Below are 13,782 nucleotides of genomic sequence, written 5' to 3'. Positions count from 1 at the left end.
TTTGAATGCAACGATTAGTACCAGTATTAAAAAAAGATAACGTCAGTTTAGAACTGATTATGTTGATCAGAACGATATTAGCGGCATCTAAAGAAATTGCATTTCGTGTCAGTCAGGGGGCTTTGGCTGGAGTATTAGGCTCAACCTTAGACGAAAATATTCAAGGTGAAGTGCAAAAGAAATTAGATGTGTTATCTAATCAGTTATTAAAAGACATGTTACTTGGCGATGATACTGTTCGTGCGATTGCTTCTGAAGAGGAAGACTTTGTCGTTGCAGGCCATAAAGGTGCGCCTTATATTGTTGCTTTTGACCCATTAGATGGTTCATCTAATGTTGATATTAACGGCCAAATAGGCACTATTTTTACTATTTATGCTGCCAGAGATGATGTTGCTGATGATAGTGAGTTGCAGTTTGCACAACCTGGTAAAGATCAACTGTGTGCTGGTTATGTGCTTTATGGCGCGTCTACTTTATTAGTGATGACAACTGGTGGGCCTACACGTTGTTTCACGCTGGATTTAACTCATGGTGGTTACTTATTAACTGAAGACGAATTTACTATTCCTAATCAAACCAAAGAGTTCTCAGTTAATATCGCTAATTACCGCCATTGGTCTAAACCTACTCAAACGTATTTTGATGATGTGTTATATGCCTCTGAGAAGTATGCAGGTTCATCAATGCGTTGGAATGCCGCCATGGTTGGGGATATGCACCGTATTATTAGTCGAGGTGGCATATTCTTATACCCAGAAGATGGGCGTCCAGGTAATGAAAATGGAAAAATTCGTTTGTTATATGAAGCGAACCCATTAGCTATGTTGGCAGAAAATGCAGGTGGTAAAGCGACAGCGTCGGGTGAACGAATATTGGATATTCAACCAAGTTCTTTACATCAAAGAGTACCAGTAGCTTTAGGATCGGTTAACCAAGTCGATGAGTTTAATAAAGCAACCTTAAATTAAATCGGCTGCAATACTTTATCTGATAAAAAAACCTAGGCTTGCCTAGGTTTTTTATTGCCTAAAAATATTAAAGTTAAAAGTAAGATTGGTTACTGTCTTGTTTTTTAACGCTCACTTCACCTCATAACGCGCTTAAATCCGATTGAAATTTACGATTCGTTTATTCAATCGAGCATATCCTGACTCTTTTAACATCAATTTCAGCTACATAATATGTATAGAGAGCATCTTGATTGATTTTAGGTATTACAATTTGGTAAACAATTCGTGGTATTTTCACCCAATTAATTGTTGTTACTTATGTTACTAAAAAATAAGGTTATTTTTTAAAAAACTGATTTTTGTATAAAAAAAAGTATAAGTTAAGTCGATTATTGTTTGAACTACATTGTAAGTTGTATTATAAATGGTCAACCAAATTTAGTCGATAATACAAAAATAAAAGAAATTGGTTATATCCTTTGGTCTTATTTTGGTAAGGCCAATAGGCTGAGGTAATAACAAATAGCAACCTATGACTTTTGAAATTACTGAAAGTTATGTGCTTAGATTAATAGAATAAATCAACAGGGGTTATACAACGTGAAACTAAATAAAATAATATCTGCACTTCGTATGCAGAATTCACTAAATCAAAAATTATATGCATCTTCTTTAGCTGCTATGTTATTAGCTTCACCTACTTATGCTGCTGAAGCAGATAAAAACGCTGCCGATAAAGATGTAGAAGTTATCGAAGTGAAAGGTATTCGAGGTTCATTAGCGAGTGCACTTAATGAAAAACGTGAATCTAATAACTTAATTGAAGTTATTGAATCTGAAGATATTGGTAAGTTACCGGATCAAAACCTTGCTGAAGTATTAGAAAACTTAACGGGTGTACAAATTACACGTACTGCAGGTGTTGGTACTGGAGTACAAATACGCGGTAGTAACTCAAATATCGTACAAATTAATGGTATGCAGACGGTTGGTACAGGCTCTGGCCGTACAGGTATGAAGTTTGAAGATTTATCTGCATCTATCATTGCTGGCGTAGAAGTTATCAAATCGCCTCAAGCTAAACACACTGAAGGTTCAGTTGGTGGTACCGTTAATCTTAAAACAATCCGCCCACTTGCTTTAGGTGAAACTCTAGCAACGATAAGAGTTCAAGGTGAAGATAGTAGTTTAACTGAAGACGGTGTTATGCCAAGACTTTCAGGTGCTTGGGGTGATAACTGGGAGACTAGTTCTGGTAGATTCGGTGTTGTTGCAAGTGGTAGTTACTCATTACAAGAAGCCACTTCATTTCGTCCACGTGTTGACCGTGATGCATTAGTGGAAAATAAAAATGCCAATGTTATTCGTTATAACAGCGATGGCGTGGCGTCTACAGAAGATCAAGCAACTAAACGTCCAGCAGCACAAGATTTTGATTATTTAGGCATTCAATTCTTAAATCAAGAGTTAGAAAACTTTGAATACGAGACTACTAACTTTGCAGGTACGCTAGAATTTGCTCCAAATGCAGACATGAAGTTTTTCATAGACACAGTATTAACGAAACAAGAAGTGCGTCAGGAAAGTACACGTGTTCAAATTTCAGGCGTATCCGACTTACTAAATACATCGGTACCAGATGAATTTGAAACTGTAGATTACGGTTCATTAGGGGGGCAAGATCTTGGTCAAATTCAAGCGGCCGTTAAAGGCAGCTTAGGTATCAATGGTGAAGATCCTAACTTACGTTTTAACAGTGATAATGCAGCTCGTAAAACAGACACTACCTTGATCCGTCTTGGCGGTGAATGGCAAGTAACTAATGATTTGTTTGTTAGTGCTGAGTTCTCAAGTGCTACATCTAAAACTAAAACACCTAAGTTAGACTCACAGTTGAACTTCATCAACCCTAACGCTAATACTCCGGTAACTAGCCTAGATGCTGACGGTAACTACACAAGTAGTTCAAAGAACGATAACGCCGTTCCTACTTTATATGACTTAACCGGTGGGGCACTAACTTTCGGTATTGACTTTGATTCTATGTATGCCCCAACTATTGCTGACCTTCAAAATGGTGATAACGTCGTGTTAGACCAAGTTGATTACAGCTTAGGTAATGTAGATAACTCTGATACTGCTTTCCGTGTTGATGCGAATTACTTCCTAGACTCAGTTATAACATCTGTTGATGTAGGTTTCCGTTATAACAAAGCTAGCCACGAATCAGTATCAACATCTGATCGTATTGGTGGCTTTAGTTCAATGAAAGATAGCCCAGGTGGTGATTTATTCTCCGAACTATTAGTTGCGGGTCCAAGTAACTTTGGTGATGCTGATGGTCGTGAATTAGCAATCCGTAATTTTGTAATCATCAATCCAGATTTGGCTTACAATAACCCACAAGCGGTTATTGATACGCTTCACGGTGCTATGGATGCACATAGAGCTGATATGGAAGCGTTAGGTATAACTTTCGACAGCCCTGTTGACTACTTACAAACAGAACCTTCACAGTCTGATGCGTTTAAAGTTGAAGAAACAACGACAGCATTATATGCACAAGCTAATTTTGAATGGGAAATGATCCGTGGTAATGCTGGTGTTCGTTATATTACATCTGAAGTTACTTCAGAAGGTGCAACTGAGCTAAATGGCGAATTTACAACAGTTAAATACGAAGGTGACTATAATTACGTTCTACCTCGTGTAAATATTGTTGCTGATGTATTGGATGATGTTGTTGTTCGTTTCGGTTGGGGACAAGATATAAAACGCCCATCATTTAGTAACCTTAATACTAATGCTAAATTTAGCCCTACTGAGAATGCTTCGGTAACAATTGGTAACCCTGGGTTAGAACCAGAAGAAGTGACAAGTTTAGACCTTTCTGCTGAATGGTACTTTGCTGAAGCTGCGGTAGTTAGCTTAGGTTACTTTAGTAAAGATATTACTAATTTACATGTTGCAGGTTTAAACAGCGCGGCTCAATTAGCTAATAATGGTCGTGAAACAGATCCAAACTGTCCAGGCGGTGGTGTATTTAACCCGATTGCAGAACCAAATATCTTCAATGCAGGTGGCAGTGTAGGTATGTGTGTTGATGCGGAAACGTCTGTTAATGATACTGCAACAATCACTCAATCAGGTTTTGAATTAGCATTCCAGTATGACCTATCTGCATTTGAAAGTGATTTAGGTTGGGCATCAGGTTTTGGTATTCAAGCTAACTACACAGTTCAAGATTATGAAGGTGGTTCAGTAGAGAATGAATCAGCTACCCGTGGTACTGATATCTTCAATGCTATCAATGGAATATATGACAGTGCTGAATTTGTTAAAGTGACTGCAGTTCAAGGGTTATTAGACTTCTCTGAAAATGCATATAACTTAACGGCTTACTACGACAAACATGGTTTCTCTGCTCGTTTACGTTACACATGGCGTGAAGCGTTCCGTACAGATGACACTGCAGCGGGTGCTTCTCGTAACTCTACATTAGGTTTCCCTGTTTATACTCATGACAGAGGCCAGTTAAATGCAAGTGTTAGCTATGACGTGAATGAAAAATTAAACTTAGGTATAGAAGCGATTAACTTAACTGAATCTGAGATTACACAATCTTGTGTTAGTGAAGGTGCGCAATTCTGTTTCCAAGGTTTAGCTGACCGTCGTATCACATTTGGTGCACGTTACAAATTCTAAACCAACATAGAAAAAAGAGTTATCTAAACTCTTAACAACTAAAAATTTGAAAGCCTACTTATATTAAGTAGGCTTTTTTATTTGTTTAGCTTTAGCTGCCCCCTTGATTCCATATCTCATCGCGCCTTTTAATAAGCATTTGCAATACTAATAAGCATTCACAATTTTAATGGCTTCCTGATTATCAATTGGCGGTTAATCTATTAATTTGGGGAGTTGAACTCAGCGCAATAAAAAATGGCAAAAATATGGGGTATTCTTTAACGAGTTAACACTATGGGGCTAATACTATGACTCCTTATTTAAGGATATTTAGCTCCTTAAATGGGGATATAAATAGTTCTGTCATTGATTTTGCGTTTTTCACTTAGTTAACTATTTGATATTTATGAATATATTTGTCGGTATGTTTATTGAATAGTATGCCGTCTTGTTGTTTTAAACTTTAATACTTTTGGATTTAGATAAATGTTGTTTCAAAAAAGTCGTATCTAAGTTTTATTTTACTCAGTGGGTTTATTGTTACTGGTTGTACAACCAATTCAGCGATTGAAACCCAACCCAATTCACTTCCGACCCCAGAAAATTGGACTAAAGAAAATATATTAACTCAAAAGGTAAATTCCGAGGTTAATGCTCAGTGGTTAGATAAATTAGTTACACCAACATTAAAACAAAATATAGAAATTGCATTACAGAATAACCGTGCATTGAAGCAGCAGAAGTTAGCTGTTGAAATAGCAGAGCAAAGCTTGTTGGTTAGTGGCGCAACTTTGTGGCCGTCACTTGATTTAAATCTCTCGGCATCTGAACGGGATTACGGAACCGCGGTATCAAGCAGTGAATTATCTCTTTCGTTGAAATATGAATTTGATCTGTGGGGCAAATTAAGCGCATCTGAGCGCCAAGCAAATTTAAATTATGCTGCTTTGTTAGCTAAGTATGAACAGCAAAAGCGAGCGTTAGTATCTGACGTTATCTTAAATTGGTATTTAGTGGTTGAGCAGAATCAACAGTTAACCCTGTCACAAGAAAGATTAAACAGCATTACTCAGAACTTAGCCATTATTGAGTCAGGTTATGACAGCGGTTTAAATACGTCATTAGATGTGTATTTATCACGTAACGAAGTAGCTAGTGAACGTTCAAATGTGGCAAGTCAAAAAACGGCATTACAAGCTGCTATCAGAAAGTTAGAGTTGTTATTAGGCCAATACCCTAAAGCAGCACTACAAACTAATGTGCAAGAAATTCCAGAGTTAACCAGTAATATTGCAGTAGGACTTCCTGCTGATACGGTAGCGAATAACCCCGAGTTGCAGTATATGTGGAACAGCTTATTAGCCAAAGACGCTGGATTAGCTTATGCCCATAAACAACGATTCCCAAGTTTTAGTTTAACGGCGAGTGCTGGTGGTTCAAGTGAAGAACTTGCTGACTTATTATCATCCGATCTTGGTTGGTCTTTGGTTGGTAATATTACAGCTCCAATATTTAATGCTGGCCGATTAGCGGCTAATGAAGAAAAAGCTAGATTAGAAACTAAACAATCTGAACAAGCGTATTTAGAAACACTATTTAATACATTTTCAAGTATAGAAAATGGATTGACTGAATCCTCTAATTTAAAACTGAGTTACGACGCCAATATTGATGCGTCGAACAATGCTCAATTAGCGCAAGATGTGTCGTTTGAACAATATTTAAAAGGTTTAGTTAGTTATACCACGGTATTAGATGCTCAAAATCGAGCCTTTAGTGCACAAAGTACAGTGATTAAACTTAAATATGAAATGCTTAATACCCGCTTACAATTATTCACTGCGCTTGGCGGTGATTTTAGTTCAATTTTATCTAAGGACGTGAAGTAATTATGTCTCTATCTATTGCAAAATTAAAAAAATACGCATTACCTGCCGCCATCTTAATTGGTGGAATTGTTATTTCTCAGTTGATTATATCTAACCCTCCACAAGCCAATCGTCAAAAAGCATCTAGGGCGCCGCAAATGACGGTGGAAGTACAAACATTAACTCCACAGTTATACCAAGTGAAGCTAAGCAGCTTTGGTACAATTAGACCTAGAACTGAAAGTGTATTAGTGGCGCAAGCATCTGGACAAATAAACTATATAAGTGACAGTTTTAGAGATGGTGGTTTTTTTGAACAAGGTGATGTTTTACTTAAGCTAGATGACAGGGATCATCAAGCCGACGTTAAAATCGCTCAAGCTAATTTATTAGATATAAAACAACAGTTAGCAGAAGAACAAGCTCGTGCCGATCAAGCATTAACCGATTGGAAACGTTTGGGTAAACAAGGACAGCCTAACGCTTTAGTATTAAGAGAGCCTCAACTTGCGGCGGCAAAAGCCAAATTACTCTCCGCACAAGCACAATTAGATAAAGCTAAATTAACGTTAGAGCGTACGACAATTGTAGCGCCATACGCAGGACGAATCTTGAATAAAAATGTCGACTTAGGCCAAGTTATTTCAATGAATAGTCAGTTAGCTAACATTTATGCGGTTGATTATGTAGAAGTAAGATTGCCATTAAAAAATCAAGATCTTGAATTAATTGATTTACCTGAAGAGTATCGGAACCAACAAGTTGATAGTGAATCCGCATTAGTTGTTTTTGAATCAGAGTTAAGTAGACAGCATAAGTGGCAAGGTAGTTTAGTAAGAACCGAAGGGGCTATCGATAGTGATTCTCAACAACTTTATGTGGTCGCACAAATTGAAGACCCTTATGCACTAACTAAAGCAAATGATTTTCCAATTAAAATTGGCCAATACGTGAGTGCTAAAGTGACAGGCAAACTATTATCTGACGTTTTAGTTATTCCAAACAAAGCTATTTACCAAGGTAGTTATGTTTATATCGTAGAAGAAGGGGTACTTAAACGTCGCGAAGTCACCTTGTTGTGGAAAAACGAAACGGACGCAATCATTAAGTCAGGTTTAAATGAAAATGAACAATTAGTCGTTACCTCTTTAGGTCAAGTAAGTTCAGGTACAAGAGTGTCAATTGCAGGGGCTGAAAGTAAGGGCGATAACACAAAGGAAAAAGCCAACTCAAAACCGAACAAAGCGCGTAGTTTGTCGGACTTACCAAAAGATAGACAAGAAAAGATCAAACAGATGGCCGAGAAAGAAGGGATTTCACCAGAAAAAATGTTTGAAAACATGCAAGCGAAACGTAAACAACGAATGGCTAATGGAGACTGATCATGATTGCATGGTTTACTAAAAATCACGTCGCAGCAAACTTACTCCTGCTAACTATATTAATGGCAGGGTTATTCTCTTTATCTAATCGTATTCCACTTGAAGTCTTTCCATCATTTGAGTCTGACGTAGTGTCAGTTAGAGTAAGCTTGCGTGGAGCTACGCCTGAAGATGTAGAACAAGGTGTTGCTATACGCGTAGAAGAAGCAGTGCAAGATTTAGAGGGTATTAAACAGATTACTAGTCGTTCTTCAGAGGGCAGTGCATCTATTAGTATTGAAGTCGAATCAGGTTATGAACCAAGAGAAATGCTGGCGGATATAAAAAGCCGTGTTGATGCTATTAATAGTTTTCCAGCTGATGCAGAAAAGCCAGTTGTAGGATTAAATCAACGTAAACGAGATGTAGTTACTGTTACGGTTGCTGGTGATTATAGTGAAGTTGAAATTCGAGAGTTTGCAGAGCGCATTCGTGATGACATGTTACGCATCCCGGGGGTGACACAACTAGAACTCGATGGTGTTCGTAACTACGAAATAGCTATTGAAGTGAACCAAGATAAACTACGTCAATACGACTTAACTTTAAGTCAAATTGCCAAAGCTGTTGGCAGTAGTTCACTTGATGTTTCCGCTGGTAATTTACGTACGTTAGGCGGTGATATTTTATTACGTTCCAAAGGGCAAGCTTACAATAAAGAACAGTTCTCAAATATTGTGGTTAAGAATAATCCTGATGGCAGCATTATACGATTAGCTGATATTGCGGTGATTAATGATGGTTTTGAAGAATACCCAATTCGAACTCGATTTAATGGCAAACAAGCTGCATTTATTAAGGTCTACCGTATTGGACAGCAAAGTGCGATTGATGTCGCTGATAAAGTTAAACAGTACATTGTTGATCAGCAAAGCAATTTACCACAAGGTTTTGAATTAAGTTATTGGGATGATGATTCACAAATAGTTAAAAACCGTTTAGCTACTTTAACTACAAGCGCATTGCAGGGAGGCTTGTTGGTTTTGCTGTTATTGACACTATTTTTACGTCCAGCTATCGCATTTTGGGTATTTATTGGCATCCCCATTTCGTTTATGGGGGCGTTTATCGTTATGCCTATATTTGGAATTACACTTAATGTGATGAGTTTATTCGGCTTTATTTTAGTACTTGGAATTGTCGTTGATGACGCCATAGTCACTGGAGAAAATGTTTATACTCATATGCGGCATAGCAAATCTAGTGAAGAAGCCGCAATTAATGGGACTTTAGAAGTAGCAACACCAGTAACATTTGGTGTATTAACGACAGTAGTTGCCTTTCTGCCATTGGCATTTATAGAAGGGAATCGTGGCGCTCTGTTTGCACAACTCCCTGTCATTATTATTCCAGTATTACTATTTTCATTAATCGAGTCTAAATTTGTATTACCTGCCCATTTAAAATTTATTAAATATCGAGATGAAAATAAATTAACCGGGTTTTCAAAATTCCAACAGAACTTTGCCAATGGTTTTGAGCGCTCAATTATCAAATACTACCAACCAGTATTAAACAAAGCATTACGAAATAAGGGAACCACGGTCGCTTTGTTTATTAGTGCGTTTGTATTAGTGATGAGTTTAATTATGTCTGGCTGGACAAAGTTCATTTTCTTCCCACGTATACCAAGTGAAACAGTGAGTATGAATTTAACTATGCCAACTGGTACACCGTTTGAGGTAACTGATAGGTTTATCAGAAAAATATCTGACTCAGCTTATGACCTGCAGCAAAAATATGTCGATGAGAATGGTAAATCAGTGATCTTAAATGTTTTGGCTATTACTGGCGGACGAGGGGGAGCAACAAACCAAGGTCGAGTTCGTTTTGAAATCATACCTCCTGAAAAACGCGAATCTACCATTACCTCAAGACAGCTTTTATCTGAGTGGAGAGGACTTATTGGCATAGTTCCAGGGGCTGAAACATTAACATTTAGAGCCGAGATTGGCCGTTCCTCTGATCCTATTGATGTCCAGCTTTCTGCAACTTCTATTCAAGTATTGCAAGATGTTGCTGAGAAAGTTAAGGCTAGACTGGCAACCTACCCAACCGTATTTGAAATATCCGATAGTATGTCTGATGGTAAACAAGAGTTACAGATTGAGTTAACTAAACAAGGCAAAGCATTAGGATTAACTCGAAATGAAATATCTCAGCAAGTTAGAAGTGCTTATTTTGGCTCTCAAGTTCAACGCATCCAACGTGGCCGCGATGATGTAAGAGTAATGGTTAGGTTACCGCTTGAAGAGCGAAGAGCTATAGCTAACTTGGAGCATATACTGATTAACCTTCCAAGTGGTGGCCAAGTTCCATTAGCGCATGTTGCACAGTTGATTCCAGGGCAAAGTCCATCGACAATCAGTCGAATAGATAGATACCGTGTTTTGAATGTAACAGCGGACATTGATAAAACTAAAACTAACATGACAGTGTTAAATGCTGACTTAAAACAATTTTTAGATGAATTAGTGGCGAAATACCCTGGAGTTAGCCATTCATTAGAAGGTGAGGCTAAAGAGCAAAGGGAATCATTTGGTTCATTAGCGTGGGGCTTATTAATAGTATTTTTTGCGATATATTGTTTGTTAGCCATACCGTTTAAATCTTATTGGCAGCCTGCTGCCGTAATGAGTGTGATCCCATTTGGTATTTTAGGTGCAGTTATTGGGCATTGGATCATGGGTATGGATCTGACCATAATGAGTTTATTAGGTATGTTGGCACTTATCGGCGTAGTGGTGAATGATTCTTTAGTTCTGGTAGATTACATCAATAAAAAACGTAGCCAAGGTATGGCACTATTAGAGGCGGTATCAACCGCAGGAGCTGCAAGGTTTAGACCGGTTCTTTTAACTAGCTTAACCACCTTTATTGGTCTGTTACCTTTGTTGTTCGAGCAATCAACCCAAGCACAGTTCTTAATACCTATGGGGGTATCTCTAGGTTTTGGTATTTTGTTTGCGACCTTTATCACATTAATATTAGTCCCCGTGAACTATATGTTATTGGATAAAGTAATTGCATATAAACCAACTACTTAAAGTTACGTTTATCATTGAAATAAAAAAGGTCACATTAAATATAATGTGACCTTTTTTTATTTAATGACCTACACCTGTAATGTGTTATCCGTGTTGTTCTAGGTTATTTACCACACCTGACATTTCGACTAAATGTTTCCCAACAAGAAACTCGATGCTTTTTTTGACCCAAGGCGTTGAAACATTTTTACAACTCAATTTGATATTAAACCAAAGCATAACTAAAAACAGTAGGGCTGATGTGACAATATATATAGTGATTATGTTTTTACTTAGCTGGCTATAAAAGTCAAAACCAAACAACAGATCAAAACCTAAAAATACATACGCTAAATAAAATGGTGCTGACATTAGTACCAATTTAGTAAATTGCAGTTCGTGAGAAACAATAGTCAAAATCTGCGTTTGTAACTTTTTAATTGGAGCACTGTAGTCTAACTGAAAAATTAAGACGATTTGACCGATGCTACCAATCAGGCCAATAATCGCAAATATATTCAGAATCAAGGCTGAGATCGTTGGAGCCGTGAAGATCAAATTATGCTCTATGTTTGAGCCGATATAACGCCATAATGACAATATAATGATTGTGAAAATAATCGCTTCAAAAAGGCGAAAGGCAATTAACCGGCGAAACTTGTTTTTATGTTGGCTTGTATCCACATCCGATAATTCTTGTTGGTTAATTTCAACAGATTCTTCAATCGCTCTGTCTTGTTGTTCCCACGTGTTTTTCAATTCATTAATATTCATGTTAAGACGCCTGTTGCATAAATTGTTGTTTTAAAGTTTCTTTAATACGACCGATTCGAGTTGCTACATTGGATTTACTGAGACCTAAACTGTCCGCTATATCGTTATGGCTTTCGTTTTCCAAATACAGCAACATGATTGCTCGGTTCAGTCTGTCCAATTGGTTAATGAAAAAATAAAGCTGCTTGATATCTTCATTTTTTGAATCATCTTCATTCATATCGACAATGTTAAAAATACAATTTTCTTCCATGGATACATTGTCGTGATGTTTTTTATCTTTACGATAATATGAAATAGCGACATTCAACGCGACACGATACATCCAAGTGGAAAACTTATATTCTGCATCGTATTTATCAAATGACAGCCAAACTCTTGTAATTATCTCCTGTGCTAAATCTTGTTTATCTAGTTTGTGAGCACAATACGAATTCACTACTTTATACACTATGCCTTTGTGCTGATTTATCAGTTCAGAAAATTGACTTTTTTTCGATATATTCATTTACGTTATTACCCTGAAAATCCAATTTTTTAATGTGTCAAAGTTCATATATCCCTCATGTTTATCATTAATCTACTTAGTTATTCGCAGCGGGTTCAAAAAAATCACAAAAAATAATTATTTATTTTTGTTCAGTGTTTAATCTTAATTATTTAATTGCTCATTAATTGGTTTTTAAATGTGTGGTAATTAGGCAAACATAGGCCTTTGCCGGATTTTAACTATCAAATTAGCGCCATTTTTCGTATAATGCAGGCCTTTCACTGAATACCAATTATACTGATTGGTTATCATCCACAGATCAGAGCATAAGTCTTTCATGAGAAAATTGTTAACGTCCCCTGTAAAAATGGCATTGTCAGATGCTGAAAACACTATTTATCAAAACATTTTGGAATATGCTACTGAACTTAGTTTAAACCTAATGGCCGTCAAGGTGACGAATCACCCAGATGACTTTTTAAATTGGAGTGCTGAGTTACTCAGGATCACTAATCAAGATTTAAATCAGGATTTGATGGACCCGCCTCAGTTTGTACCATTGAAAAAAATGCAAGAGCTATTGATTAAAGCCATTAGCCTTTCTCAATTTAAAATGACTAAAATTGCGCCTTGGGTCATCTTCTACGATTTTATAAATGCACAAGCGGTACCGCAAGCATTGGAAGAAAGATTAAGATTGTTAGATTACATTGATACATTACGTGCTACTCCTATCGCACAAATGAGTGAGTTAGATCGTTTAGCATTTGTAGGTAAACACACAAATCAACATGACTTTAATATCTATGACTTCGATTGTGAATGGTTTGCTTCTACTAAAGCTGCCAAAGTATTCCACACGTTATTAGAAGCGCAACCTCAAGAATTTGATGCTGCTTTGGCACATATTCCATTAGAGGGGGATGTGAGCCATAAACAGTATCAAGCTTTTGTAGACCATTACACTTCACTATTTACAGCCTTTACTGAAAAGAAAGAAACAGGTGAAAAAGCACCATTAGCGGCAGCCACTCGTTTACTGGCTATGCGTAGACCCGACCAATTTGTCGCTTTAACCAACGCTAAAATAGATGTAATTTGCCAAGGTTTATCCATCCCTAAATTTAATAATTTTAGCTTTGATGGTTATTGGAATGACCTTATCACTACGTTAAGAGCTAGTGCTTGGTGGCGTAAGATGCAACCTGAAGATGAAGCAGAGCAAAAAATATGGCGTAATCGCGCTATCCTTATGGATTTATTTTTGTTTGCTGAAGACGGTTTAGCTGAGCAATCTAATTATGTACGTTTACGTGATAAGCCAATTTCAGCCACCAGAGCTAAATCTGGCACAACGACACGACGTACTAAAGAAACGGCTGAAATGATCGTTGATAAACGTTTAGCATCAGATGACATGCCAGCTTATATGCAGAAGAAACGTAATGCGTTAGTAAGTGAAGTAAAGTTAGGTAAGAATATTGACCAAGTAATAGCGTTAATGCGTAAGATCTTTGGTTAAGGTTTAATCGTTTTTTTAAGGGGCTGTTTATACAGCCCTTT

Annotated in this window: 8 protein-coding genes; 6 read left to right on the top strand and 2 right to left on the bottom strand. The window is 37.2% G+C overall.

Annotation, left to right across the window (positions count from 1 at the left end):
* Positions 1-5: 5 nt before the first annotated feature.
* The 5 genes from RT723_RS09285 to RT723_RS09265 all read left to right on the top strand — a co-directional run bounded on the left by RT723_RS09285 (position 6) and on the right by RT723_RS09265 (position 10,976).
* The gene (locus tag RT723_RS09285) at positions 6-971 is read left to right on the top strand and encodes a class 1 fructose-bisphosphatase (protein WP_216053869.1); all 966 of its coding nucleotides are present in this window, start codon (positions 6-8) and stop codon (positions 969-971) included.
* A 615-nt stretch (positions 972-1,586) separates the two neighbouring features.
* Positions 1,587-4,658 carry a TonB-dependent receptor gene (locus RT723_RS09280; RefSeq protein WP_315947185.1) on the top strand — a complete coding sequence of 1,024 codons (3,072 nt, stop codon included), beginning with the start codon at positions 1,587-1,589 and terminating at the stop codon, positions 4,656-4,658.
* A gap of 464 nt (positions 4,659-5,122) precedes the next feature.
* Positions 5,123-6,529, top strand: coding sequence for a TolC family protein (locus tag RT723_RS09275; RefSeq protein ID WP_315947184.1), 1,407 nt, complete (start codon positions 5,123-5,125; stop codon positions 6,527-6,529).
* 2 nt (positions 6,530-6,531) lie between these two features.
* On the top strand, positions 6,532-7,890 hold the full coding sequence (locus RT723_RS09270; RefSeq protein WP_315946780.1) for an efflux RND transporter periplasmic adaptor subunit: 1,359 nt from the start codon (positions 6,532-6,534) through the stop codon (positions 7,888-7,890).
* Between the two features lie 2 nt (positions 7,891-7,892).
* Positions 7,893-10,976 (top strand): efflux RND transporter permease subunit, encoded by a 3,084-nt coding sequence (locus tag RT723_RS09265; RefSeq protein ID WP_315946779.1) that lies wholly within the window; start codon positions 7,893-7,895, stop codon positions 10,974-10,976.
* Positions 10,977-11,060: 84 nt separating this feature from the next.
* On the opposite strand, the gene RT723_RS09260 is transcribed toward RT723_RS09265, so the two are convergent.
* Entirely contained in the window at positions 11,061-11,729 is a 669-nt protein-coding gene (locus tag RT723_RS09260) for a hypothetical protein (RefSeq protein WP_315946778.1), read from the bottom strand.
* Position 11,730: 1 nt separating this feature from the next.
* Positions 11,731-12,237, bottom strand: a complete 507-nt coding sequence (locus RT723_RS09255; protein ID WP_315946777.1) for a sigma-70 family RNA polymerase sigma factor — start codon at positions 12,235-12,237, stop codon at positions 11,731-11,733.
* 319 nt (positions 12,238-12,556) lie between these two features.
* Here RT723_RS09255 and RT723_RS09250 point away from each other — a divergent pair, with 319 nt between their 5' ends.
* Positions 12,557-13,741, top strand: coding sequence for a hypothetical protein (locus tag RT723_RS09250; protein ID WP_315946776.1), 1,185 nt, complete (start codon positions 12,557-12,559; stop codon positions 13,739-13,741).
* The last annotated feature ends 41 nt before the right edge of the window (positions 13,742-13,782 follow it).

The organism is Psychrosphaera aquimarina (assembly GCF_032461525.1).
Taxonomy (GTDB): Bacteria; Pseudomonadota; Gammaproteobacteria; order Enterobacterales; family Alteromonadaceae; genus Psychrosphaera; species Psychrosphaera aquimarina.
The sequence above is the reverse complement of the archived record's forward strand: the minus strand, read 5'-3'. Positions and strand labels throughout refer to the sequence as shown.

Bases quoted from the DNA above. Each gene is read 5' to 3' on its own strand.
- RT723_RS09270 (WP_315946780.1), top strand. From the start codon at position 6,532: ATGTCTCTATCTATTGCAAAATTAAAAAAATACGCATTACCTGCCGCC.
- RT723_RS09265 (WP_315946779.1), top strand. From the start codon at position 7,893: ATGATTGCATGGTTTACTAAAAATCACGTCGCAGCAAACTTACTCCTG.
- RT723_RS09260 (WP_315946778.1), bottom strand. From the start codon at position 11,729: ATGAATATTAATGAATTGAAAAACACGTGGGAACAACAAGACAGAGCG.
- RT723_RS09255 (WP_315946777.1), bottom strand. From the start codon at position 12,237: ATGAATATATCGAAAAAAAGTCAATTTTCTGAACTGATAAATCAGCAC.
- RT723_RS09285 (WP_216053869.1), top strand. From the start codon at position 6: ATGCAACGATTAGTACCAGTATTAAAAAAAGATAACGTCAGTTTAGAA.
- RT723_RS09250 (WP_315946776.1), top strand. From the start codon at position 12,557: ATGAGAAAATTGTTAACGTCCCCTGTAAAAATGGCATTGTCAGATGCT.
- RT723_RS09280 (WP_315947185.1), top strand. From the start codon at position 1,587: ATGCAGAATTCACTAAATCAAAAATTATATGCATCTTCTTTAGCTGCT.